This window comes from Ottowia beijingensis, assembly GCF_013423955.1.
GTDB lineage: Bacteria > Pseudomonadota > Gammaproteobacteria > Burkholderiales > Burkholderiaceae_C > Ottowia > Ottowia beijingensis.
Genome location: NZ_JACCKX010000001.1, coordinates 569676 through 593611, shown reverse-complemented (window position 1 = coordinate 593611; position 23936 = coordinate 569676). Strand labels below are relative to the sequence as shown.

Below are 23936 nucleotides of genomic sequence, written 5' to 3'. Positions count from 1 at the left end.
GGGGGTCAGGCTTTGAAGGGAAATCGGGCGTGGGCGCTTATGGGGTGGGCGCGGGCAGCTATCGAATCGGGAGTGTGTTGAGGATGCGCCGCTGGCGGGATGTGCGCCCGGCGGCGCAGTCACTTTCTTTTGTCTCGCCAAAAGAAAGTAACCAAAGAAAAAGGCGACCCCGCTGGCCGTGTCCCTCCGCTGCGCTGCGGGCAACCTGCGATGCTCGGGCGCGGGGCGTCGCTGAGAACTCGCTGCGCGCTTGCGCGCTTCGCTCAAACAACCGCAGCGAGTCAGAGCACGAAGCGCGGCATGCTGCGCTGCCGCGCCCGCCCCACGCCCTGCGCTTCTCGGCACGGCCAGAGCGGTGGGGAGTCCTTCGGGCCATCGCTGCGCTCGGCCTGGGCTTGTTCAGCGCCGCTGCTTCGCGCGGCGTGTATTGGCTCCCTCCTCCGCTGGGGAGGGTTGGGGTGGGGGCGACTGCGTTTGACGCAGGGCGGTGTGCTGCCCCCATCCCAGCCTTCCCCAGCGGGGAAGGAGTTCAGTCGTTGATCTCGGTGCTCGCCTGCTGTCTTGCTCCCTCTCCCGCCGGCGGGAGAGGGTTGGGGTGAGGGCAAGTCACCCAAAAACCATAGCTGCTCGCGCCCGCCGCACCATGATTTCAGGCCATTTCCATCTGAAACCCTTGCCCCGCCAGCGCCAGCCACTATCAAATCAGAAGTCATGGCCGCACGCCATTCCGCGCCGCGCTGGCCGGCGCGGCCGGCACGATCAGCTTCACCTGCGTGCCTTCGCGCAGCACACCGGCCGCGCCGCGCAGCACCTGCGCGCCTTCGGTCACGCCCTGCACGGCCACCCATTGCTCGCCGTCGACCTGGCCGCGCGCGCCCATCTGCACCGTACGGTGCGCGATGCGGCCGTTGTCGACCACCTGCACGTAGGGCAGCGGCTTGTCGGTGCGCACAGCGTTCAGGGGCACGGCCAGGGCGCGCTGGGTTTCGGTGGCCAGCTGGCCCTGCGCGAACAGGCCCTGGCGCAGGCCGGGTTGCGCGGTCACGCTCAGGTAGACCAGCACGCTGCGGCTGCCGGCCTGCGCGCTGGGGTTGATGCGGGCCACGGTGGCGGGCACGGGTTGCGCCACGCCTTCGATGTTCAGCAGCGCCTGCTGGCCCACGCGCACGGCCACCGAATCGGCGGGGAGAGGGCCGCTTCCAGCTCCAGCCGGCTCAGGTCGACGATCTCGACGATGCGCGCCTCGGGGCTCACGCGCTCGCCCGGTTGGGCCAGGCGCTGCGAGATCTGGCCGCTGATGGGCGCCTTCAGCACCGTGTCGGCCAGCGACTTGCGCAACACCTCGGTGCCGGCCTGGGCCGCGCGGTAGTTGGCACGGGCGGTGGCCAGGCTGGCGGCGGAGTTGTCGAGCGCGGTCTTCGAGATGAAGCCTTGGTTCACCAACGCCGCATTGTTGTCGTACTGGCGCTGCGCGATGTCGACCTGCGCCTTGGCCGCATCGGCCTGCTGCTGCGCCTGGCGCACGCGGTCGGCGTATTCGGTGGATTCGACGCGGGCGATGACCTGGCCGGCCTGCACCGTGTCGCCCTCGCGCACGGTCAGGCCCTGCAACTCGCCCGGCACGCGCGCCTTGACGATGGCGGAGTGGACGGCCTTCAGCGCGCCCGTGATCGGCAAGCCGCTGGTCAACTCGCGCACCTGCGCGGTGGTCACGTCGATGGCGCCGAGTTCGATCACCGGGTCTTTCACCGGCGCAAGCTGCGCCTGCTGCGTGGCCTGGCGGTTAGCGTAGCCGCGCCAGCCCAGGCCCACGGCGGCGGCCACGGCCAGCAGCACCAGGGCGATGGTCAACCAGCGGCGGGTGGTGGGGTTCATAGGAGGGCGATTATTCCTGCCGGAGGCCGCGCACCACCATGTCGGCATGCATGTCCAGCAGCGCCAGCGGATCGGGCATCAGCGTGGCGGGGCAGCAGGGCGCCAGCGAGAAGCGCCAGGTGACCAGTTGCACCAGCGGCGCCACGATCAGGTGCGCGGCCAGGGTCAGGTCGACCTCGCGCAGCTCCCCGCGGTCGATGCCGCGCTGCACGATGCGGCGCACCAACTCGTGGCTGGGCTGCACCACCTCGTCCTGGTAGTACTGCGCCAGGTCGGGAAAGTTGGCCGCCTCGCTCATGATCAGCTTGGTCAGCCCCGCGGCGGGCGTGCCGCCGTACTGCGTCCACCAGCGGCGGATGAATTCGTGCAGCAGCTCGGCGCTGGTGCCGGCGTATTCGGCCACTTCGAGGAAGGCGTCGTGCAGGTGGCGGCTGGCGTTCTCGCGCACCACGGCCTTGAACAGCTCTTCCTTGCTGGGGAAGTAGAGAAACAGCGTGCCTTTGGAGACGCCGGCGCGCGCGGCGACTTCCTCCACCCGCGTGGCGGCAAAGCCTTTCTCGACGAACAGCGCGAGCGCGGCTTCGAGCAGTTCGCCCGGCCGCGCCTCCTTGCGGCGCGCGCTTGGCCGGTGCGGCCTGGGGGTGGGGGAGAGGGTGTCCATTACTGACTGACTGGTTAGTAATTGTTGTCCGGCGAAGTCAGGGGCGTCAAGCGTGGAATTAAGTGTTCATCGTGCTATGGACAAGGGAGCTGCTGGCGCCCCGGGGCGGGCGCTGGGGGCGGATTGGGCGGGTCGGGTGCCAACGCCGGGGCCAGTGCGGCGGCCGCCGCGATCAGCGTTCGGGCAGGCGGCGCGGCGAGATCGCTGTGGCGCCGCGCCCGAACAGTGCGGGGATCACATACTCCCTATATGCATCGTCGCCAGCGCCTGTCAGATAAGCGCCGGGTGAACATACTCCCGCATCACATTGATGTTGCAGCACATCTGTGCGGCGTAGGGGTTCATATACCCCTCGTATGCATCGTCGTTATCACCCGTCAAATAAGCGCTGGAGACGCATACTCCCTCAATTGAAGCTGCGGCGTGCCGGCCGCCGCCCTTCAGCGCATCGACGCCTTCGGCACCACGAACTCCCAGCGTGACAGCTTGGGGTCGGCGTGGTGGCAGCGCTGCACGGCCAGGGTGCGCCAGCGGTGCGTGGGCTCGAAGGTGCGGTCGGACTCGGCGCCGGCCGTCAGGCACAGGCCCGAGCCGCGCAGCTCCACGCGGCCGTCGGGGTGGTGCACGAAGCGCTGCAGCGCGTCGGCATCGAGAAACGGTGACTTCTCGCCGCAGCGGCGCGGCACCAGCGGCGTGCCGGCCAGCGCGCGGCCGTTGAGGCCCGCCACGGTGGCGCACAGCTGGTAGGCGGGGAAGAACAGGCGCCCGTCCGGCGCCAGCCGCACCGCCTCGTCGGCGTACAGGCCCGGCTTGCAGTTGTGCGCCGTCATCGGCAGGTCGGGCCGGATGTGGTCGCCCGAGCCCATGATGTCGAGGCAGTAGCCGTCATCGGGGCGGTCGAGCTTGTCGATCAGCCGCAGGTGGCCGGGCGGGCGCTCGGGTGGCGCGGCCTGGGCCAGCGCCGGGCCGGCGGACAGCGCCAGGGCGCATGACAGGGCGGGGGCAAGGGAGCGGGCAGCAAAGGGCATGGGCAGGGACCTTACCGCAACAGGGTGGCAGGGCGTTGCCGCGCTCGATGACCGCCGCCGGCGTGGCGCCGAACGAGAAATGCAGTGAGGACAGGGGCGCGGCATTCCCGACCTGTGGGAGCGGGCTTGCCCGCGATTCGGCGCTGCACGCAGCGATGCGCTTCATCGCGGGCAAGCCCGCTCCCACAAAGAGGGACCCACAGCGCCGGAGGAGTTGGGTGATGCCCGCGCGCTACGGCCCGCTGTCGTCCCCCACGGGCAGGCGCAGGCCGACGACGAGCACGCGCGCGCCGTCCATGGCGCGCACGCTCAGCTGCGCCGCGCCCAGCGCCACGTGGTCGCCCACCACCGGCGGGCGCTGCAACGCGTGGCCGATCCAGCGCTGCAACGGCCAGTCGGCGTGCGGCGGCTCGGCCAGGTCGTAGAAGGCGCACACGTCGGCCACGGCGGTGGCGCCGTCGAGCGCGAAGTCGCCGAACACCAGGCGCTGCGCGGGCGTGTCGTCTTCGTCCGGCAGGTTCACGCGCAGGCGGCGCGCCGCCCAGGCGATGGTCGAGCCCTGCAGCACCAGCGAGGTCAGCACCACCACGAAGGCGGCGTTGAACAGCGTGCGCGCGCCCGGCACGCCGGCCATCAGCGGAAACACCGCCAGCACGATGGGCACGGCGCCGCGCAGCCCCACCCAGGCGATGTAGACCACCTCGCGCGGCGCGAAGCGGAACGGCAGCAGGCACAGCCACACCGTCAGCGGCCGCGCGATGAGCATCAGGAACGCTGCCACGCCCAGCGCCGCCGGCAGGCCGGGCAGCAGCTCGCGCGGCGTCAGCAGCAGGCCCAGCAGCAGAAACATGCCGGCCTGGCTGAGCCAGGCGTAGCCGTCCAGCGCCGACAGCGCGGGCGCCACCGCGTCGCGTGCACGGGCGCGCGCCGTCACGCCCATCACGTACACCGCCAGAAAGCCCGAGCCGCCCACCCAGCTGGTGCCCGCGAACACCGCCAGCCCCAGCGACATGCACAACAGCGCCAGAATGCCGCCACCGCCCACGGCGCCGCCGGCCTGCTGCTCGGCAAAGCGCGGAAACGTGGTCTTGAGCAGCGCCGCCAGCGCCGCGCCCGCGGCCAGCCCGGCCACGCCGCCCAGGCCGAACTGCTGCAGCAGCGTCTTGATCGCCTCGCCCCAGGCGCTGGCGCCCTCCGCGCCGCCGCCCGCGTGCGCCAGCACCACGCCGATGAAGGCAATCGTCAGGTACACCGCCATCGGGTCGTTCATGCCCGATTCGATCTCCAGCGTGGCGGCGATGCGCTCGTTCAGCCGCACGCCCGACGACTTGAGCAGCGCGAACACGGCCGCCGCGTCGGTCGAGCCGACGATGGAGCCCAGAAGCAGCGCCAGCCGCCAGTCCAGACCCAGCAGCCACCAGGCGCCCAGCCCCGTCAGCCCGGCGCTCATCACCACGCCCACGGTGGCCAGCAGCATGGCGGGCCGCAGGCCGGTGCGGAAGGTGGCGAAGTCGGTGCGCAACCCGCCGTCCAGCAGGATCACGGCCAGTGCCACGTTGCCGACCCAGAAGCTCAGGTTGACATCGTCGAACACCACGCCGCCCGGCCCGTCCTCGCCCGCCAGAATGCCCGCCAGCAGGAACACCAGCAGGAACGAGAACCCCGCCCGCGCCGAGAACAGCCCCGCCAGCACGCTGAAGAACACCAGCAGCGCGGCGACAAGCAGCGGCAGCACGAGCAGGTCCATGGCGGCGGGCATGGACGGAAATTAGCAGAAGGCGTGCCAGCCGAAGAGTGGGAAAGCCCTTGGGACGGGCAAGGATGTCAGCCTTGGTTGCTATGCTCTGTATAGCTGCTTGCGCCTGCAGGGCAGGCACTGCAGGCCGATTTGTCTTGTATTGGTGCGTGCCCTACACCAAAGGCCGGCGGTCCCGTCGATCGCCTGGGCAGTCCCCGAATTCAAGCCACCAGCGGCGGCGCCTGCATGGCCTCGATCTGATCGACCAGCGTGTCGATCTGCCCGCGCCAGTAGTCGGGCGTGCCGAAGTCGGGAAAGGCGGCAGGGAACGCCGGGTCGTCCCAGCGGCGCGCGATCCAGGCGCTGTAGTGGATCAGCCGCAGCGTGCGCAGCGGCTCGATCAGCGCCAGTTCGCGCCGGTCGAACTCGCGCATCTGCTCGTAGCCGTCGAGCAGGGCGCCCAGCGCGCGCTGGCGCTCGACGCGTTCGCCCGGCAGCAGCATCCATAAATCCTGCACCGCCGGGCCGCTGCGGCAGTCGTCCAGGTCGACGAAATGCGGACCGCCGCCGGGCAGGTCGGCGGGCGTCCACAGGATGTTGCCGGGGTGGCAGTCGGCGTGCAGGCGCAGCGTGGCGATGCCTGGGGTTTGAGGGTCGTTTTGGTGTTCAGCGCCCGTGTACCAAGCGCTGGAAGCTATCAATTCAATAGCTTCCTGGCAGACATCGGCCCAGGCACGTTCCACCTCCAGCGGCAGCGCGCCATGCGCCAGCAGCCAGTCGCGCGGCTCACGGCCGTAGCTGGTCACGTCCACCGCCGGCCGGTGCACGAACGGCCGCCGCGCGCCACGGCGTGCAGGCGCGCCAGAAAGCGGCCGATCCATTCCAGCGTCTCGTCGTCGCCCAGCTCGGGCGTGCGCCCGCCGCGCCGCGGGCTGACGCTGAAGCGAAAGCCTTCGTATTCGTGCAGCGTGCGCCCGTCGATCAACAGCGGGCCGACCACCGGCACCTCGGCCGCCATCAGCTCGTGTGCGAAGGCGTGTTCCTCCTCGATCTGCTCCGGCGCCCAGCGGCCGGGCCGGTAGAACTTGAGCACCACGGCCGGGTGCGCCCCTTGCGCGGTGTCCGCCAGCGGCGTGCCGGGCTCCAGGTGCGCCAGATAGACGCGGTTCTCGTACGAATTCAGCGCCATCAGCCGCCCGTCGCCGACCAGGCCCACACTGGCCAGCGCGTCCAGCACGAAATCGGGGGTGAGGGTGGCGAAGGGGTGGGGTGCTGCGTCAGGCATGCGGGCATTGTCGCTGCCGGCGTCACAATGCCCACCATGACCGCCCCACGCTACTGGCTGATGAAGTCCGAGCCCGACGAATGCTCGATCGACGACGCGCTGGCCGCGCCCGACGCCACCGTGCCCTGGACCGGCGTGCGCAACTACCAGGCGCGCAACTTCATGCGGGACGACATGCGTGTCGGAGATGGCGTGCTGTTCTACCACTCCAGCTGCGCCGAGCCGGGCATCGTCGGCATCGCGCGCGTGGCCTCGGGTGCAAAGCCCGATCTGACGCAGTTCGATCCCCATTCGCCTTACTTCGACGCGAAGTCGCAACCGGAGGCGCCACGCTGGCAACTGGTCGATGTGCAGGCGCTGCGCAAGACGCGCGTGCTGGGGCTGGCGGAGATGCGGAGCGTGCCTGAACTCGCTGAGATGCAGGTGCTCAAGCGGGGCAATCGCTTGTCGATCACGCCTGTGACGCCGCAGGAATGGCAGGTGATCGACTGCTTGCTGGCGTTATAGCCACGTAGGGCGGAACCCCGCAGGGATTCCGCCGACTCGGCGAGCATGAACCCCTCGTCGGAATCGCCTTGGGCGGTTCCGACCTACGCACTGGCCATCCCGCTCGAACTGCTGAATGCAGAGGCCTTCCGAAAACAATAAAGGGCGCCGTAGCGCCCTTTGCTGTTGGCTTGAACATTCTCAGTTCGAAAACGCCGCAATCCCCGTGATGGCCCGGCCCAGGATCAGCGCGTGCACGTCGTGCGTGCCCTCGTAGGTGTTGACCACTTCCAGGTTCACCAGGTGGCGCGCCACGCCGTATTCGTCGCTGATGCCGTTGCCGCCCATCATGTCGCGCGCCATGCGGGCGATGTCGAGCGCCTTGCCGCAGCTGTTGCGCTTGAGGATCGAGGTCAGCTCGACCGGCGCGATGCCCTCGTCCTTCATGCGGCCCAGGCGCAGGCAGCCCTGCAGGCCCAGGCTGATGTCGGTCAGCATGTCGGCCAGCTTCTTCTGGATGAGCTGGTTGGCGGCCAGCGGGCGGCCGAACTGCTGGCGGTCCATCACGTACTGGCGCGCGCGCAGATAGCAGTCTTCGGCCGCGCCCAGGGCGCCCCAGGCGATGCCGTAGCGGGCGCTGTTCAGGCAGGTGAACGGGCCTTTGAGGCCGCGCACGTCGGGGAAGGCGTTCTCTTCGGGCACGAAGACTTCGTCCATCACGATTTCGCCGGTGATGGAGGCGCGCAGGCCGACCTTGCCGTGCACGGCGGGGGCGCTCAGGCCCTTCCAGCCTTTCTCCAGGATGAAGCCGCGGATCTGCCCACCATCGTCCTTGGCCCAGACCACGAACACATCGGCGATGGGGCTGTTGGTGATCCACATCTTGGCGCCCGAAAGCGAGTAGCCGCCATCCACCTTCTTGGCGCGCGTGATCATGCTGCCGGGGTCGGAGCCGTGGTTCGGCTCGGTCAGGCCGAAGCAGCCGATCCATTCGCCGCTGGCCAGCTTGGGCAGGTATTTCTGCTTCTGCGCCTCGGTGCCGAACTCGTTGATCGGCACCATCACCAGCGAACTCTGCACGCTCATCATGCTGCGGTAGCCGCTGTCCACGCGCTCCACCTCGCGCGCCACCAGACCGTAGCAGACGTAGTTGAGGCCGGCGCCGCCGTAGGCTTCAGGGATGGTGGGGCCGAGCAGGCCCAGCTCGCCCATCTCGCGGAAGATCGTCGGGTCGGTGGTTTCGTTGCGGAAGGCCATCTGCACGCGCGGCAGCAGCTTCTCCTGGCAGTAGGCGCGGGCGGCTTCCTGCACCTGGCGCTCATCGTCGGTGAGCTGTGCGTCGAGCAGGAAGGGTCTTGCCAGTTGAAGCTGTTCTTGGTGGTGGCCATGGTCGTGTCTCCGTGCGGTGTCGAATGAATCCGGTGATTGTGCCGTGGTCATGAATAGCTGTCTAATATCGAATAGCGATTCATCTATTCGAGGCAACTATTCATGGAGCTGCGCCACCTGCGCTACTTTTTGGCCCTGGCCGACGAACTGCACTTCGGCCGCGCCGCGCAGCGGCTGGCCATCAGCCAGCCGCCGTTGACGGTGGCCATCCAGCAGCTCGGGCCGAGGTGGGCGCGCCGCTGTTCCTGCGCAACAGCCGCGGCGTGCAGCTGACAGCGGCCGGGCAGGCGCTGGTGCCAGCCGCGCAGGCGGCCATCGACGGCGCGGCGCAGGCACTGCACGCCGCGCGCGACGCGGCCAGCGGCCAGGTGGGGCGCCTGTCGATCGGCTTTGCCGGCACCATGCTGTACCGCGGCCTGCCGCAGATGCTGCGGCGCTTTCAGGCCGAGCACGCGCGCTTGCAGCTGACGTTGCGCGAGCTGAGTTCGAGCGAGCAGCTGGTGGAGCTGCAGCACGCGCGGCTGGACGCCGGCTTCGCCCACGTCGCGCACGCGCCGACGGGGCTGGCGGCGCAGTTGGTGTCCAGCCAGCCCTTCGTGGCCTGCGTGCCTGCTGCGCACGCGCTGGCGCGCAAGCGCACGCTGCCGCTGGATGCGCTGGCGCCCGAGCCGCTGGCGCTGGTGTCGCGCAGCGTCTCGCCCGACTACCACGCGCGCATCGTGGCCGCCTGCCAGGCGGCGGGTTTCACGCCGCAGCCGCTGCACGAGATGCAGCACTGGCTGAGCGTGGTATCGCTGGTGTCGCAGGGCCTGGCGGTGGCACTGGTGCCGGCGGCGCTGCAGCAGGCGCAGCTGGCGGGTGCGGCCTTCGTGCCGGTGAAGGACCCGCACGGCACGCTGCCGCGCTACGAAACGCGCTGCCTGTGGAACCCCGCGCGCGACCTGCCGGCGCTGGGGTTGTTTCTGACCGCGGTGCGCGCCGTGGGGCAGACGGCGTAGCATGGCCGGTCGGCTTCATCGTTTTTCTGTGGGAGCGGGCTTGCCCGCGATGCGGCGTGTGACTCGACGACGAGACGCCATCGCGGGCAAGCCCGCTCCCACAGTCTGGAAGGAAGGATTCAACCCATGAGCGCAACCGAAACCATCGTGCTGGGCGGCGGCTGCTTCTGGTGCACCGAGGCGGTGTTCAAGGAAGTGCGCGGCGTGCTGGACGTGGAAAGCGGCTACAGCAACGGGCAGGCAACGGCGCCCAGCTACGAGCAGGTCTGCACCGGCCGCACCGGCTGTGCGGAAGTCGTCAAGCTGAGCTACGACCCGGCGCAGGTCAGCCTGCGACAGCTGCTGGAGATCTTCTTCGCCACGCACGACCCCACGCAGCTCAATCGGCAGGGCAACGACGTCGGCACGCAGTACCGCAGCGGCATCTACTTCACCACGCCGGCGCAGAAGGACGTGGCCGACGACATCGTCCGCGAGATGGCCAGGACAAGCTGTTCGGCGCGCCCATCGTGACCGAGGTCGAGCCGCTGGCGCACTACTTCGCCGCCGAGGACTACCACCAGGACTTCTTCGAGCGCAACCCGCACCAGGGCTATTGCCTGGCCGTGGCCGCGCCCAAGGTGGCCAAGTTCCGCCAGACCTTTCGCGCGCTGGCGAAGGGATGAGGGCTGAACAGGAAATTGCGGGTCAAATGGCTCGCGGGGCCTTGCGTAGCAAGCGCAAGCAGCTATAAGTTGCATAGCTATCCAGCGCCTGCCGCGACCGGCGCACGGCATCGGTCAAAATCGCTCACGCCATGTCCCACCTGATCGGTCATCTTCACCTGCGCGCCAGCGCCACGCACATCGGCCGCAACCGCCGCCTGTGGCGGATGCCTGGGGCGATGCAATGAACCGAGAACAGCACCAGGGCCGTGGCTTCGACCTGTTCTGCCTTGCGCTGGCGCTGGCCCTGCTGGCGGCGTTGATCGCGCTGTCGGCCTGGCTGTGGCAGGGTCGGCAGCAACCGCTGCTGCTGGCGCCGGCCATTGGCGAGTTGAGCGACTGCCTGGAAATGGCCGCGCCCGCCCAGCCGCTGGAGGCCGCATGTACCGGCGAGCACGGCTCGGCCGCCGCCCGCATCGAGTCGACGCTGCAGGCCGTCGGCCCGCGCCGCAGCGCCGATGGGCGCTTCGAGCTGGGCTACACGCTGCTGGTGCCCCTGCTCAATCTGTTCGAGCCGCGCGCCGGTGGCTGGGTGGTGGACGCGCAGGCCGTGCGGCGCATCACGAACACGGTGCAGGGCGTGGATCGCCCGGTGGTGCTGTACCTGTTCTCGACGCACTTTTCCGAGCATGCGCCCATCGAGCCGGCGCTGGCACAAGACCCGGCCAACATGGCCCACACGCCGCAGGGCCCGCTGCCGGTGGACCGGTACATGAGCTGGCCGCTCTACCCCTGGAGCATTGCCCGCACCGACAACGCGATTACCCAGCGGCGCGAGCAGGCCATTGGCGCGCTGACGCAGGCCTTGTGCGCCTTGCCGAGTGAGGTGCGCCAGCGCATCGCCGGCGTCAACCTGCTGGGCGAGGTGCACCACCTGTACCCCGATTTCGAAGCCGGCATGGGGCATGGCCTGCCGTATGTGCTGACGGACTATTCGCCGACTTCGCGCGCAGGTTTCCGCGCCTGGCTGCGCCAGCACTTTCGTGGCGACATCGCGGCGCTGAATGCGCAACTGGGCTCCGGGTTCGCGTCGTTCGACCAGATCGAGCCACCCGCGCGCGACATCCGCCACGAGCGACTGGACCACTTCTGGCAGCACATCGACGACGCGGCCGCTGGCACGCTGGCCATCAGCGGCTGGGCGCACGACGCTGCGCTGCCCAAGGGCGCCACGCCCTGGGTGCGCGTGTACCTCGATGGCCAGCCGGTCGGCCGCGTGCCGGCGCATTTCGTGCGGCAGGACGTGGGACAGGCGCGCCCCGAGTTCGGTACCGACAAGGTCGGCTGGCGCTACGACCTGCGCTTTGCCGACCAACCACCGGGCGTGCACCGCATCGACGTCGTGCTGGAAGGCGAGGGCGGACGCCTGCGGCACCTGGGTACGCGCCACATCGCCGTGATGGGGCGTGACCAGGCCACGCCCGCACCGATGCCGCTGCGCCAGCCCCTGCCGCCGATGGCGCCGCCCGGCCCGCAACTGCAGTTCTGGATCGACGCGCCACTGGATGGGCGCGCCGTGTTCTACAACCCGCTGGTGCCGCTGTGGCACGCTTTCCGCAACCAGCAGGTGGTGGACTATCTGGCGCACTTCGACCGCCTGCTGGACGACAGCTGCCTGGCCGGCGTGCCGCACCGCACGCAGCAGATCTACCCGGCCGAGAAGGCCGGCTGGGACGGCACGCGCTTTGCGTCGGAGCAGTCGCTGCTGCCGTTCCGGGACGTGCGCCTGGGCATCAATCTGTACGGCGAGGCCACCTACGACGATTCGTTCTTCGACTGGCTGGCGCGCTCACGCCAGCCGGTGTACAGCGTGACCGAGTTTCACCCGCTGCGCGCCATGGGTGCTGACGAACTGCGCCGCGTGCTGCTGCGCCACCGCGCGCATGGGGCGCAGAGCCTGTCGTTCTTCCTGCACCTGCCGCCGGCTGGCGGCACGCGCACCGAGCCGTTGGCCAACCCTTTCGCGCTCGATCCCGCCAACCCGCTGCATGGATCGGACGCGCTGTACCGCGCCGTGCAGCAAATCATGCAGGGCCGTGCGGCTGCACGTGATTGAGAAGTTTTCGGGCTGCAGCCCTTTTGTCATCGGCGCCAACCGCTTCGATATCTGTAGCGATTGACCGCTTGCCGCGATCGCCTACTTCGTGCCGAAGATCCGATCCCCCGCATCCCCCAGCCCCGGCAGGATGTAGCCGTGGTCGTTCAGTTCGCGGTCGATGGCGGCGGTGTAGATCGGCACGTCGGGGTGGGCGGCGTGCAGGGTGCAGATGCCCTCGGGCGCGGCCAGCAGGCACAAGAACTTGATCGAGCGCGGGCCGGCGGCCTTGAGCTTGTCGATGGCGGCGACGGCCGAGTGGCCGGTGGCCAGCATCGGGTCGACCGCGATCACGTCGCGCTCGGCCATGTCGGCGGGCATCTTGTAGTAGTACTCCACGGCCTGCAGCGTTTGCGGGTCGCGGTACAGGCCGACGTGGCCCACGCGCGCATTGGGCACCACGCGCAGCAGGCCGTCGAGCATGCCGTTGCCGGCGCGCAGGATCGAGGCGAAGACCAGCTTCTTGCCGTCGATCATCGGGCTCTTCATCTTCTCCAGCGGCGTTTCGATCTCGACCAGTTGGGTGGGCATGTCGCGCGTGATCTCGTAGGCCATGAGGGCCGCCAGCTCGCCCAGCAAGGTGCGGAAGGTGGTGCTGCTGGCGTCCTTGTTGCGCATCAGCGTGAGCTTGTGCTGCACCAGCGGGTGGGTGACGTGGTGGACCTGGGCAGCGGTGTTCTTCGTCATGGGGGTGGTTGGTTCAAAAAGATAGCTGCTTGCGCCCGATTCAAAAGGATTTCAGATCGATTTCTCTTGAATCCGTTGTTGAACAAGCGCTAGCCACTATGAAAAACGTAACGATCAGTGGGGCATGGAGGCGTTCGAGTGCGGCGTTGCCGCACTTGGCGCGGTACCGGTTCAGCGCCGCCGCCCGCCCAGCAGGCTGCCCAGTGCGCCGCGCACCAGCTCGCGGCCCATGCGGCGCATTTCGCCCTTGACCACGTTCTGCACCAGGCCGTCGTACTGGCCGCCGCGCGGGCCGGTGCGGCCGAACAGGGCTTCCTTGCCCCATTTCAGCGCCTCGTCCATCAGGCCGCCGCCCTCGGCCGCCGCACCACCGGCAGCGCCAGCGCCGCCTGCGCCCGGCGCTGCCCGTGCGCCACGCTGGGCCAGCATCTCGTAGGCGGATTCGCGGTCGACCGTCTGCTCGTAGGTGCCGGCGATCAGCGAGTTCTTGTTCAGCTCGGCGCGCTGTGCGTCGGTGATCGGGCCGATCTGGCTGCCAGGCGGGATGACGTAGACGCGCTCGGTGATGCCAGGGCGGCCCTTGGCGTCGAGAAAGCTCACCAGCGCCTCGCCAGTGCCCAGCTCCGTGATGGCGGCTTCGACGTCGAGCTGGGGTTGCCGCGCATCGTCTCGGCGGTGGCCTTCACGGCCTTCTGGTCGCGCGCGGTGAAGGCGCGCAGCGCGTGCTGCACGCGGTTGCCCAGCTGCGCCAGCACGGTGTCGGGCACGTCGATGGGGTTCTGGGTGACGAAGTACACGCCCACGCCCTTGGATCGGATCAGCCGCACCACCAGTTCGATGCGCTCCAGCAGCACCTTGGGCGCGTCGTTGAACAGCAGGTGCGCCTCGTCGAAGAAGAAGGCGAACTTGGGCTTTTCCGGGTCGCCGATTTCGGGCAGGCGCTCGTACAGATCGCTCAACATCCACAGCAGGAAGGTGGCGTACAGGCGAGGCGATTGCATCAGCTTGTCAGCGCTCAGGATGTTGATCACGCCCTTGCCGCCCACGGTCTGCATCATGTCGTCGAGGTTCAGCATCGGCTCGCCGAAGAACTTGTCGCCGCCCTGGCTTTCCAGCGTCAGCAGACCGCGCTGGATGGCGCCCACGCTGGCGGCGCTGACGTTGCCGTACTGAGTGGTGAACTGCTTGGCGTTTTCGCCGACAAAGCTCAGCATGCTGCGCAGGTCTTTCAGGTCCAGCAGCAGCAGCCCGCTGTCGTCGGCGATCTTGAACACCAGGTTGAGCACGCCGGTCTGTGTCTCGTTCAAATCGAGCATGCGCGACAGCAGCAGCGGCCCCATGTCGCTGATGGTGGCGCGCACCGGGTGGCCCTGTTCGCCGAACACGTCCCACAGGGTGACGGGGCAGCTCGTCGGCTCGGGCAGGGGCAGGCCGCGCTCCTTCAGGATGTCGGCCATCTTGCCGCCGATGGTGCCTTGCTGGCTGATGCCGGTCAGGTCGCCCTTCACGTCGCTCATGAACACCGGCACGCCGATGGCGCTGAAGGATTCGGCCAGCTTTTGCAGCGTCACCGTCTTGCCGGTGCCGGTGGCGCCGGTGATCAGCCCGTGGCGGTTGGCCAAGCCTGGCAGGATGAAGGTTTCGATATCGCCATGCTTGGCGATGAGGATGGGATCGGCCATCGGAGGGGTATGGAGGGCACGAAAAGTAGAATGGACCGATTATCCCGATACTTGAAATCAGAGGCAGAGCGATATGGCTGGTCACAGCAAATGGGCCAACATCCAGCACCGCAAGGGGCGGCAGGACGAAAAACGGCAGCGCATCTGGACCCGCGTGGTGCGCGAGATCATGGTGGCGGCGCGCACCGGCGGCGGTGATCCGGCGGCCAACCCGCGCCTGCGCCTGGCGATCGAGAAGGCCAAGGCGGCCAACATGCCGGCCGACACCGTCAAGCGCAACATCGACAAGGCCACCGGCAACCTCGAAGGCGTGAGCTACGAGGAAATCCGCTACGAGGGCTATGGGCTGGGCGGTGCGGCCATCATCGTCGACACCATGACCGACAACCGCGTGCGCACCGTGGCCGAGGTGCGTCACATCTTCAGCAAATATGGCGGCAACATGGGCACCGAGGGCTCGGTGGCGTTCCAGTTCAAGCATTGCGGCCAGTTGTTCTTCGCCCCCGGCACCGACGAAGAGAAGGTGATGAACGTGGCGCTGGAGGCCGGTGCCGAAGACGTGATCACCGACGACGAAGGCGCCATCGAGGTGCTGACGCCGCCGGCCGAGTTCGAGGCCGTCAAGAACGCCCTGGAGGCCGCCGGCCTGACGCCCGAGGTGGCCGAGGTGACGATGCGCCCCGAGAACACCATCGACCTGGCCGGCGACGACGCGGCGAAGATGCAGAAGCTGCTCGACATGCTGGAAGACCTGGACGACGTGCAGGACGTGTTCCACAACGCCAACGTGGAGGTGGCGTGACGCCCGGGCCGCGGTCGCGCCTGCTGGCGGCGGTGATCGTGGCCGCGAGCGTGCTGGCGGGCTGCGGCGGCGGTACCGAAGTCTCCTGGTGCCTGGGTGGCGATGGCTTTTCGGCCGGCTACAACACCAGCCAATGCCCGCCTGATCCACACGATAAACCGGCCGAAGCCACGCCCTGATGGCGCTGGCAGCTCTTGTTTTTGAAGTAATCCCATGAAAATCCTCGTCATCGGCGGCGGTGGCCGTGAACACGCGCTGGCCTGGAAACTCAGCGCTTCGCCCAAGGTGCAGCAGGTGTACGTGGCGCCCGGCAACGGCGGCACGGCGCTGGCCCCAACCTGAAGAACGTGCCCATTACCGACCTGGTGGCCCTGCGCGATTGGGCGCTGGCCGAGAAGATCGCGCTCACCGTGGTCGGGCCCGAGCAGCCGCTGGCCGCCGGCGTGGTGGACGACTTCCGTGCCCATGGCCTGCGCATCTTCGGGCCGACCAAGGCCGCCGCGCAGCTCGAAAGCAGCAAGGCCTTCAGCAAGGACTTCATGAAGCGCCATGGCATCCCCACGGCGGCTTACGACACCTTCACCCATCTCGCCGCCGCGCACGCCTATGTCGACAAACTGGGGCGCCCATCGTCGTCAAGGCCGACGGGCTGGCGGCGGGCAAGGGCGTGGTGGTGGCCACCACCACCGAAGAGGCGCACGCCGCCATCGACGACATGCTGGGCGGCAACACGCTGGGCGTGGCGCACAACGAGGGTGGCGCGCGCGTCGTCATCGAGGAGTTCCTGCAGGGCGAGGAAGCCAGCTTCATCGTGCTGTGCGACGGCAAGAACGTGACCGCGCTGGCCAGCAGCCAGGACCACAAGCGCCTGAAGGACGGCGACGAAGGCCCTAACACCGGCGGCATGGGCGCGTATTCGCCCGCGCCCATCGTCACGCCCGACGTGCATGCGCGCGTGATGCGCGATGTGATCCTGCCCACCATCCGCGGCATGGACAAGGACGGCATCCCGTTCACCGGCTTCCTGTATGCGGGCCTGATGATCGACGCCGACGGCAAGCCGAAGACGCTGGAGTTCAACTGCCGCATGGGCGACCCCGAGACGCAGCCGATCCTGATGCGCCTGAAGTCCGACCTGGTGGATGTGATGATGGCTGCCACCTCGGGCAAGCTGGACGAAGTGGAACTGCAATGGGACCGCCGCGTGGCGCTGGGCGTGGTGCTGGCGGCCGGCGGCTATCCGCTGAATCCGAAGAAGGGCGACCTGATCACCGGATGCCCCAAGCCCACCGACGACGTGGTGGTGTTCCACGCCGGCACCGTGGCCGACGGCGAGCAGGTCAAGACCTCGGGCGGGCGCGTGCTGTGCGTCACCGCGCTGGCCGATTCGGTCAAGCAGGCGCAGGTCAAGGCCTACGACGCGGCGCGCGGCATCCACTTCGACGGCATGCAGTACCGGCGCGACATTGGTTTCAGAGCAGTCAAGGCCGGCTGACATGGCGCGGATCGATCCTCTCGTGGTACGCGACTATCTGGTTGGCCTGCAAGGCCGCGTCACCGACACCGTCGAATCGCTCGACGGCCAGGCGAAATTCCTGCGTGACGAGTGGCGCAAGGCGCCGGGCGAGCCGCTGCAGGGCGACGGCATCACCAAGATCATGGAAGGGGGCGCGGTGTTCGAGCGCGCCGGCTGCGGCTTCTCGCACGTGCGCGGCCCCCGGCTGCCGCCTTCGGCCACGCAGCACCGGCCCGAGCTGGCCGGCGCGCCCTTCGAGGCCATGGGGGTGTCGCTGGTGTTCCATCCGCTCAATCCCTATGTGCCCACGGTGCACATGAACGTGCGCATGATTTCCGCCGGCCATCCCGGGCAGGCGCCGGTCGCCTGGTTCGGCGGCGGCATGGACCTGACGCCGTACTACGGCTTTGATGAGGACTGCCAGCACTTCCACCGCGTCTGCCGCGATGCACTGCAGGCCTTCGGAGACGACAAATACCCGCGCTTCAAGCAATGGTGCGACGAGTACTTCTACAACAAGCACCGCAGCGAGCCGCGCGGCATCGGCGGCATCTTCTTCGATGACTTTGCCGAGGGCGGCGCCGACAACGGCTTCGCCCTGATGCGCTCGGTGGGCGATGCCTTCCTCGATGCCTACGTGCCCATCGTGCAGCGCCGCGTCGGCATGGCGTGGGGCGAGCGCGAGCGCGAACACCAGCTCTACCGGCGCGGGCGCTATGTCGAATTCAACCTGGTGTGGGACCGCGGCACGCACTTCGGCCTGCAGTCGGGCGGGCGCACCGAATCGATTTTGCTGTCGATGCCACCGCTGGTGCGCTGGGCTTACCAGCACCAGCCTGCGCCCGGCACGCCGGAGGCGGAACTGACCGAGCGCTACCTGAAACCGCGGGACTGGGTTTGAGCCGTACGCCCCAGCGCATCGGCCTGTTCGGCGGTGCCTTCGATCCGCCGCACGACGCCCATGTGGCGCTGGCGCGTGCCGCCATCGACGAGCTGCAACTCGATCGCCTGCACATCGCCCCCACCGGCGACGCCTGGCACAAGACGCGCCCCTTGAGCCCCGGCGTGCACCGCCTGGCCATGTGCCGGCTGGCCTTTGCCGATGTGCCGAAAGTGCTGGTGGATGACCGCGAGCTGTTGCGCGACGGCCCCACCTACACCATCGACACGCTGACCGAACTGCGCGCCGAATACCCCGGTGCCGGGCTGTTCCTGCAGATCGGGGCCGACCAGGCGGCGGCTTTTCACACCTGGCGGCGGGCCGCCGATATTCTGCAGATTGCTACACTATCAATAGCTGTCCGCGCCGATTTGGCGGTCGCTGAAGCCACTTTGACTTGAAAAATCCCTTGCCCGGCCTCAGGCCCGATGCGGGCCGTGTGCGTGTGCTGTCGCTGCCGGCCATGCCGCACAGCGCCACCGACGTGCGCCGCCGCGTGGCGGCGGGCCAGCCCATTGGCCATCTGGTTCCCGCGCCCGTCGCCGGGTATATTGCCGACCACCACCTCTACCAAGCCAACCAAGCCCCCACCTGATGAGCGAATCCGCCGCCAAGAAAGACATCCAGAAACTCCAGCGCGCCATCGTCGATGGCCTGGAGGACGTCAAAGCCCACGACATCCGCGTGTTCAACACCGAGCACCTGTCGCCGCTGTTCGAGCGCGTGATCGTGGCCAGCGGCAGCAGCAACCGCCAGACCAAGGCGCTGGCCGCCAGCGTGCGCGACAAGGTGCGCGAAGGCGGCTTTGCCAAGCCGCGCACCGAGGGCGAGGACAACGGCGAATGGATCATCGTCGACTGCGGCGCCGCCGTGGCGCACATCATGCAACCGGCCATCCGCCAGTACTACAACCTCGAAGAAATCTGGGGCGAGAAGCCGGTGCGCCTGAAAGGCCCGGCCGCCAAGGCCGCCGCCAAGCGTGCCGCCAAAGAGAAGGAAAAAGCGGCCGCAGCGCCCGCCAAGAAAGCGCCGGCAGCTACCAAGAAAGCAGCGCCCGCGACGGCGCCAGCCAAGCAGGCGGCCGTGAAGGCACCGGCCAGGAAAGTGCCCGCCAAGCAGGTGGCCGCCAAGTCACCCGCGCGCAAGTCGGCGGCGGGCACCGCGGCCGCGCCGCGCAGGCGGGCCGGCAGCGCCACTGCGCCGCTGAAGACCGTGGTGGTCAACAAGCCATCGGCCCGCAGCGCGGCAAGGCGCCGGCCAAAACAGCCGCCAAGACCGCAGCGAAGACGCCTGCCAGGGCACCCGCCAAGGCGCCCGCCAGGAGCACCGCGAAGAAACCCGTGCCGCGCACGGGCCGCTGATCGGCGGCAATGAAGCTGATCGTCGTCGCCGTCGGCCAGCGCGTGCCCGACTGGGCCCAGGCGGCGTGGGACGACTACGTCAAGCGCTTTCCGCCCGAGCTGAGGGTCGAGCTCAAGACCGTCAAGACCGAGCCGCGCGCCGGCGGCCGCACCACCGAGCAGGTGAAGGCCGCCGAGCGCCAGCGCATCGAAGCGGCCGTGCCGCGGGCGCGCGCCTGGTGGCGCTGGACGAGCACGGCACCTCGCTGACCACCGTGGCGCTGGCCGCCCGCGTGCGCCAGTGGCAGCTGGGCGGCGGCGACGTGGCGCTGATGATCGGCGGGCCCGACGGGCTCGACCCGCTGCTGATCCAGGCCGCGCACGAGCGCATCCGCGTCTCCGACCTGACCCTGCCGCACGCCATGGTGCGCGTGCTGCTGGTCGAGCAGCTGTACCGCGCCTGGTCGATCAACGCCGGTCACCCGTATCACCGAGAATGAGCCGAGCCGAGCATTCGGCGTTCATCGTGGATACCGGATGCTCATGAATTGATAGTTTCCAGCGTTTGTCCAGCAATGATTTCAAGAGAAAATAGCCTGAAACCATTCATTGACAAGCGCAAGCAGCTATGGTTTTTGATAGGCCACGCACCGCATGATCTACCTCGCCTCCCAAAGCCCGCGCCGGCGCCAGCTGCTCGAGCAACTGGGCGTGCCGCACGCGCTGCTGCTGCCCGATGACGCCGACGCGGCCGAGGCGCTGGAGGCGGTGCGCCCGGGCGAGGCGCCGGGCACCTATGTGCGGCGCGTCACGCGCCTGAAACTCGAACATGCGATGCGTGCCCTGGCCCAGCGCCAGCGCCCGCCGGCCCCGGTGCTGTGCGCCGACACCACGGTGGCGCTGGGCCGCGCCATCCTCGGCAAGCCGCGCGACGCGCAGGACGCCGCCGCCATGCTGCGCCAGCTCTCGGGGCAGACGCACCGCGTCATTACCGCGGTGGCGCTGCACGCGGCTGACGCGGTGCACGAAGCCGCCAGCGAATCGCGCGTGCGCTTCGCGCCCCTGGGCGAGGACGACATCGCCGCCTACGTCGACAGCGGCGAATGGCAGGGCAAGGCCGGCGCCTACGCCATCCAGGGCCGGGCGGCGGCGTTCATCGCGCACATCAGCGGCAGCTACAGCGGCATCATGGGCCTGCCGCTGTTCGAGACGGCTCGAATACTGCGTGCGGCCGGCGCACAATAAGCGCAGGCAGCTATTGAATATGCAGCAAGACATCCTCATCAACTGGTCGCCGCAGGAAACGCGCGTGGCCGTCATCGAGCACGGCGCGGTGCAGGAGCTGCACGTGGAGCGCGCGCTGGAGCGCGGCCTGGTGGGCAACATCTACCTGGGCAAGGTGGCGCGCGTGCTGCCGGGCATGCAGTCGGCCTTCATCGACATCGGGCTGGAGCGCGCCGCCTTCCTGCACGTGGGTGACCTGTGGCAGAAGCCGCTGGAGGGCGAGGGCCTGCCGGCGCACCGCAACGGCGGGCCGCCGCGGCCGATCGAGAAGCAGGTGTTCGAAGGGCAGACGCTGATGGTGCAGGTCATCAAGGACCCCATCGGCACCAAGGGCGCGCGCCTGTCCACGCAGGTCAGCATCGCCGGGCGCATGCTGGTGTTCCTGCCGCAGGACGACCACATCGGCGTGTCGCAGAAAATTCCAGCCGGCCTGCGCGACGAGCTGCGCACGCGCGTGCAGGCGCTGGCCAGCGCGGGTGTGGCCGGCGGCAAGACCGGCGGCTTCATCCTGCGCACCAATGCCGAAGACGCGACCGACGCCGAGCTGGCCGACGACATCGCCTACCTGCGCAAGGCCTGGGCGCGCATCAAGGACGCTGCCACGCGCCAGCCGCCGGCCAGCCTGCTGCACGAAGACCTGAACCTGCTGCAGCGCGTGCTGCGCGACCTGGCGGGCGATCACACGCAGGCCATTCGCATCGATTCGATGGAGCAGTTCCACGCGCTGATGGCGTTCGGGCGCGAGTTCATGCCTGCCGCCGCCGGGCACCTGCAGCATTACAAGGGCGAGCGGCCGATCTTCGACCTGTACTCGGTCGACGAGGAAATCGGCAAGGCGCTGGGCCGACGCGTCGACCTGAAGTCGGGCGGCTACCTGGTAATCGACCAGACCGAGGCGCTGACCACCATCGACGTGAACACCGGCGGCTACGTGGGCGCGCGCAACTTCGACGACACGGTGTTCAAGACCAACCTGGAGGCGGCGCAGGCCATTGCGCGGCAGCTGCGGCTGCGCAACCTGGGCGGCATCGTCATCATCGACTTCATCGACATGGCGCAGGCCGAGCACCAGCAGGCGGTGCTGGCCGAGCTGCGCAAGCAGCTGGCGCGCGACCGCGTGAAGACGCAGGTGGGGGCTTTTCGGCGCTGGGGCTGGTGGAGATGACGCGCAAGCGCACGCGCGAATCGCTGGCGCAGCTGCTGTCGGAAACCTGCGACCAGTGTCAGGGCACCGGCCGCGTGCGCACCGTGCGCACCGTAGCCTACGACATCCTGCGCGAGATCCTGCGCGAGGCGCGGCAGTTCGACCCGAAGGAGTTCCGTATCGTCGCCGCGCCGGCGGTGATCGAGATGCTGCTGGACGAGGAAAGCCAGCACCTGGCGGGGCTGTCGGACTTCATCGGCAAGCCGATTTCGCTGCACGCCGAGAGCGGCATCGGGCCGGACCGGTACGACATCGTGCTGCTGTAGGCGGCGCGCCGGGCGCGACGCGCCTCGTCGCGGGCCAGCTGGCTTCCACGGCAAGTGTGTGGCCGGTTGGGCGGGCAGCGGGGCATATACTACCCATATACCTATCCGCCAGCGCCCGTCCATCAAGCGCTTTAGGCAGATACTCCCCTATTCACTGTCAGGAAGCTTCCGGCTCCCCGCCTGGACGCCAGGGGTCGCGGCGGGCGTCGGCAGGCTGTGCAGCCGTGCGTACATGCCGCCAGCGGCCTTCAGCTCGGCGTGCGTGCCCTGCTCCACGATGCGCCCGCGCTCCATCACCACGATGCGGTCGGCGTGCTCGATGGTGGACAGCCGGTGCGCGATCACCAGCGTGGTGCGGCCCGCCATGGCGCGGGCGATGGCCTGCTGCACCAGGCGCTCGCTTTCGGTGTCGAGCGCGCTGGTGGCCTCGTCCAGCAGCAGCACCGGTGCGTCCTTGTACAGCGCGCGGGCAATCGCCAGGCGCTGGCGCTGCCCGCCCGACAACTGCGTGGCGTTGTGGCCCAGCACCGTGTCGATGCCCTGCGGCAGCGTGGCGATGTGCGCGGCCAGGTTGGCGTCCTGCAGGCAGCGCTGCACGCGCTCGCGGTCGATCTCGCTGGCGCCCAGGGCCACGTTGGCGGCCACGCTGTCGTTGAGCATGGTCACGTCCTGGCTGACCAGCGCGAACTGCGCGCGCAGTGCGGCCAGCGGCCACTGCGTGAGGTCGGTGCCGTCCAGCAGCACCTGGCCGCGCGTGGGCAGCACGAAGCGCGGCAGCAGGTTCACCAGCGTGGTCTTGCCCGAGCCGGACGGGCCCACCAGCGCCACCGTTTCGCCGGCGCGCACATGCAGGCCGATGCCGGCCAGGGCCGGCTCGGCATCGGCGGCGTAGGCGACGGTGACGTCGCGCAGGGCCAGCTCGCCCCGGGCACGCGGCGCGGGCGCGGCGGCGCCGTTGGCCGGGCTGGCCTCGGGCAGCACCTCGGCCATCAGGTCCAGCCCGCGCTCCAGCGCCGCCAGGCCGCGCGTGATGGGGCCGACCACGTCGGTCAGCCGGCGCAGCGGCTGGATCAGCATCAGCATGGCGCCGATGAAGGACACGAAGCCGCCCACGGTGATGCTGCGCCCGCCGCTGCTCTGGCCCTGGTACAGCGCGATGCCGATGACCACCGACAGCGCCACGGCGGCCGCCATCTGCGCCAGCGGCATGGCCGCGGCCGAGGCGCTGGCGGTCTTGATCGACAGGCCGCGCAGCTTGCCGCTGAGCAGGTCGAAGCGCGCCGCCTGCTGCGGCTGCGCGCCGTGCAGGCGCACCATGCGGTGGGTCAGCACGTTCTCTTCCACCACGTAGGCCAGCTCGTCGGTGGTGGCCTGCGACAGGCGGGTGTAGCGGTACAGCCGCCGCGACATGGTCTTCATGATCAGCCCGACGATGGGCACCAGCACCAGCACGATCAGCGTGAGCGACCAGTTCAGGTACAGCAGGTAGGCCATCAGCGCCACCACCGAGAAGCTGTCGCGCCCCAGATTGAGCAGGGCGGTGACCAGCAGCGTGGTGCCGGTCTGCACCTCGTAGACGATGGTGTTGGCCAGCTGGCTGGCGCTCTGGCGCGAGAACAGCGACAGCTCGGCCGCCAGCAGCCGGTCGAACAGCTGGCGCCGCAGCTTGACCATGCCCTCGTTGGCGATGCGCGCCAGCGCGTACTGGCTGGCAAAGTGCGCGAAGCCGCGCAGCGCGAACAGCCCGACGATGGCCGCCGGCACCAGCCAGATCGGCAGGCTGCCCTGCGTGAAGCCTTCATCCAGCAGCGGCTTGAGCAGGGCGGGCACCGAGGCCTCGGTCAGCGCGCTGACCAGCGTGCCGGCGATGGCGATGACCCAGCCCAGGCGGTATTCGCTGAAATACGTCCACAGCCGCAGCAGCCGCGCAGGGGCCGCTGCGCGGAGGGCGAGGCG

17 protein-coding genes and 8 pseudogenes are annotated in these 23936 nt (G+C 69.0%); 15 read left to right on the top strand and 10 right to left on the bottom strand.

Annotation, left to right across the window (positions count from 1 at the left end):
- Positions 1–709: 709 nt before the first annotated feature.
- From H0I39_RS23075 to H0I39_RS02990, 6 genes and pseudogenes are all read right to left on the bottom strand, one after another.
- Complete coding sequence (locus H0I39_RS23075) at positions 710–1174, bottom strand: efflux RND transporter periplasmic adaptor subunit (RefSeq protein ID WP_307776761.1); 465 nt, start codon at positions 1172–1174, stop codon at positions 710–712.
- Positions 1141–1875 carry an efflux RND transporter periplasmic adaptor subunit gene (locus tag H0I39_RS23070; protein WP_307776760.1) on the bottom strand — a complete coding sequence of 245 codons (735 nt, stop codon included), beginning with the start codon at positions 1873–1875 and terminating at the stop codon, positions 1141–1143. Before H0I39_RS23070 ends, H0I39_RS23075 begins: the two co-directional genes overlap by 34 nt.
- A 10-nt stretch (positions 1876–1885) precedes the next feature.
- The gene (locus H0I39_RS03005) at positions 1886–2536 is read right to left on the bottom strand and encodes a TetR/AcrR family transcriptional regulator (protein ID WP_180549517.1); all 651 of its coding nucleotides are present in this window, start codon (positions 2534–2536) and stop codon (positions 1886–1888) included.
- A gap of 440 nt (positions 2537–2976) precedes the next feature.
- Entirely contained in the window at positions 2977–3564 is a 588-nt protein-coding gene (locus H0I39_RS03000; RefSeq protein WP_180549516.1) for a DNA-directed RNA polymerase subunit beta family protein, read from the bottom strand.
- A gap of 232 nt (positions 3565–3796) precedes the next feature.
- On the bottom strand, positions 3797–5323 hold the full coding sequence (locus H0I39_RS02995) for a potassium/proton antiporter (protein WP_257645586.1): 1527 nt from the start codon (positions 5321–5323) through the stop codon (positions 3797–3799).
- A 200-nt stretch (positions 5324–5523) separates the two neighbouring features.
- Positions 5524–6587: pseudogene (locus H0I39_RS02990) on the bottom strand (serine/threonine protein kinase).
- A 36-nt stretch (positions 6588–6623) separates the two neighbouring features.
- On the opposite strand from H0I39_RS02990, the gene H0I39_RS02985 reads away from it, so the two are divergent.
- Positions 6624–7094, top strand: a complete 471-nt coding sequence (locus H0I39_RS02985; protein ID WP_180549515.1) for an EVE domain-containing protein — start codon at positions 6624–6626, stop codon at positions 7092–7094.
- A 180-nt stretch (positions 7095–7274) separates the two neighbouring features.
- Here the strand turns inward: H0I39_RS02985 and H0I39_RS02980 are convergent.
- Positions 7275–8461: pseudogene (locus H0I39_RS02980) on the bottom strand (acyl-CoA dehydrogenase).
- 103 nt (positions 8462–8564) lie between these two features.
- Here H0I39_RS02980 and H0I39_RS23065 point away from each other — a divergent pair.
- The 4 genes and pseudogenes from H0I39_RS23065 (at position 8565) to H0I39_RS02965 (ending at position 12220) form a co-directional block, all read left to right on the top strand.
- Entirely contained in the window at positions 8565–8735 is a 171-nt protein-coding gene (locus H0I39_RS23065; RefSeq protein WP_307776759.1) for a LysR family transcriptional regulator, read from the top strand.
- Positions 8690–9460 carry a LysR substrate-binding domain-containing protein gene (locus H0I39_RS02975; protein WP_308645752.1) on the top strand — a complete coding sequence of 257 codons (771 nt, stop codon included), beginning with the start codon at positions 8690–8692 and terminating at the stop codon, positions 9458–9460. The genes H0I39_RS23065 and H0I39_RS02975 overlap by 46 nt, the downstream gene beginning before the upstream one ends.
- A 126-nt stretch (positions 9461–9586) precedes the next feature.
- A pseudogene (msrA, locus tag H0I39_RS02970) lies at positions 9587–10125 on the top strand (peptide-methionine (S)-S-oxide reductase MsrA).
- A gap of 223 nt (positions 10126–10348) precedes the next feature.
- Entirely contained in the window at positions 10349–12220 is a 1872-nt protein-coding gene (locus H0I39_RS02965) for a hypothetical protein (protein ID WP_180549513.1), read from the top strand.
- A gap of 81 nt (positions 12221–12301) precedes the next feature.
- On the opposite strand, the gene upp is transcribed toward H0I39_RS02965, so the two are convergent.
- Both upp and H0I39_RS02955 read right to left on the bottom strand, forming a co-directional pair.
- Positions 12302–12946, bottom strand: a complete 645-nt coding sequence (gene upp / locus H0I39_RS02960) for a uracil phosphoribosyltransferase (RefSeq protein ID WP_180549512.1) — start codon at positions 12944–12946, stop codon at positions 12302–12304.
- A gap of 171 nt (positions 12947–13117) precedes the next feature.
- Positions 13118–14628: pseudogene (locus H0I39_RS02955) on the bottom strand (helicase HerA-like domain-containing protein).
- 73 nt (positions 14629–14701) lie between these two features.
- Here H0I39_RS02955 and H0I39_RS02950 point away from each other — a divergent pair.
- From H0I39_RS02950 to rng, 10 genes and pseudogenes are all read left to right on the top strand, one after another.
- On the top strand, positions 14702–15430 hold the full coding sequence (locus H0I39_RS02950) for a YebC/PmpR family DNA-binding transcriptional regulator (protein WP_180549511.1): 729 nt from the start codon (positions 14702–14704) through the stop codon (positions 15428–15430).
- On the top strand, positions 15427–15609 hold the full coding sequence (locus tag H0I39_RS02945; protein ID WP_180549510.1) for a hypothetical protein: 183 nt from the start codon (positions 15427–15429) through the stop codon (positions 15607–15609). The genes H0I39_RS02950 and H0I39_RS02945 overlap by 4 nt, the downstream gene beginning before the upstream one ends.
- Before the next feature lie 34 nt (positions 15610–15643).
- Positions 15644–16925: pseudogene (gene purD / locus H0I39_RS02940) on the top strand (phosphoribosylamine--glycine ligase).
- A 1-nt stretch (position 16926) separates the two neighbouring features.
- Positions 16927–17847, top strand: coding sequence for an oxygen-dependent coproporphyrinogen oxidase (hemF, locus tag H0I39_RS02935; RefSeq protein ID WP_180549509.1), 921 nt, complete (start codon positions 16927–16929; stop codon positions 17845–17847).
- Positions 17844–18287, top strand: coding sequence for a nicotinate (nicotinamide) nucleotide adenylyltransferase (gene nadD / locus H0I39_RS02930; RefSeq protein WP_307776758.1), 444 nt, complete (start codon positions 17844–17846; stop codon positions 18285–18287). The genes hemF and nadD overlap by 4 nt, the downstream gene beginning before the upstream one ends.
- An 8-nt stretch (positions 18288–18295) precedes the next feature.
- A complete protein-coding gene (locus tag H0I39_RS23060; RefSeq protein ID WP_307776757.1) occupies positions 18296–18481 on the top strand; it encodes a hypothetical protein in 186 nt (61 codons plus the stop codon).
- Positions 18481–19247: pseudogene (gene rsfS, locus H0I39_RS02925) on the top strand (ribosome silencing factor). Before H0I39_RS23060 ends, rsfS begins: the two are co-directional and overlap by 1 nt.
- A gap of 9 nt (positions 19248–19256) precedes the next feature.
- A pseudogene (rlmH, locus tag H0I39_RS02920) lies at positions 19257–19726 on the top strand (23S rRNA (pseudouridine(1915)-N(3))-methyltransferase RlmH).
- Between the two features lie 154 nt (positions 19727–19880).
- Positions 19881–20471 (top strand): Maf family protein, encoded by a 591-nt coding sequence (locus H0I39_RS02915; protein WP_180549508.1) that lies wholly within the window; start codon positions 19881–19883, stop codon positions 20469–20471.
- Positions 20472–20490: 19 nt separating this feature from the next.
- Positions 20491–21980: pseudogene (rng, locus tag H0I39_RS02910) on the top strand (ribonuclease G).
- A gap of 147 nt (positions 21981–22127) precedes the next feature.
- Here the strand turns inward: rng and msbA are convergent.
- Positions 22128–23903, bottom strand: a complete 1776-nt coding sequence (gene msbA / locus H0I39_RS02905; RefSeq protein WP_180551664.1) for a lipid A export permease/ATP-binding protein MsbA — start codon at positions 23901–23903, stop codon at positions 22128–22130.
- Positions 23904–23936 lie beyond the last annotated feature (33 nt).

Bases quoted from the DNA above. Each gene is read 5' to 3' on its own strand.
- H0I39_RS23070 (WP_307776760.1), bottom strand. From the start codon at position 1,875: ATGAACCCCACCACCCGCCGCTGGTTGACCATCGCCCTGGTGCTGCTG.
- H0I39_RS03005 (WP_180549517.1), bottom strand. From the start codon at position 2,536: ATGGACACCCTCTCCCCCACCCCCAGGCCGCACCGGCCAAGCGCGCGC.
- H0I39_RS03000 (WP_180549516.1), bottom strand. From the start codon at position 3,564: ATGCCCTTTGCTGCCCGCTCCCTTGCCCCCGCCCTGTCATGCGCCCTG.
- H0I39_RS02995 (WP_257645586.1), bottom strand. From the start codon at position 5,323: ATGCCCGCCGCCATGGACCTGCTCGTGCTGCCGCTGCTTGTCGCCGCG.
- H0I39_RS02985 (WP_180549515.1), top strand. From the start codon at position 6,624: ATGACCGCCCCACGCTACTGGCTGATGAAGTCCGAGCCCGACGAATGC.
- H0I39_RS23065 (WP_307776759.1), top strand. From the start codon at position 8,565: ATGGAGCTGCGCCACCTGCGCTACTTTTTGGCCCTGGCCGACGAACTG.
- H0I39_RS02965 (WP_180549513.1), top strand. From the start codon at position 10,349: ATGAACCGAGAACAGCACCAGGGCCGTGGCTTCGACCTGTTCTGCCTT.
- upp (WP_180549512.1), bottom strand. From the start codon at position 12,946: ATGACGAAGAACACCGCTGCCCAGGTCCACCACGTCACCCACCCGCTG.
- H0I39_RS02950 (WP_180549511.1), top strand. From the start codon at position 14,702: ATGGCTGGTCACAGCAAATGGGCCAACATCCAGCACCGCAAGGGGCGG.
- hemF (WP_180549509.1), top strand. From the start codon at position 16,927: ATGGCGCGGATCGATCCTCTCGTGGTACGCGACTATCTGGTTGGCCTG.
- H0I39_RS02915 (WP_180549508.1), top strand. From the start codon at position 19,881: ATGATCTACCTCGCCTCCCAAAGCCCGCGCCGGCGCCAGCTGCTCGAG.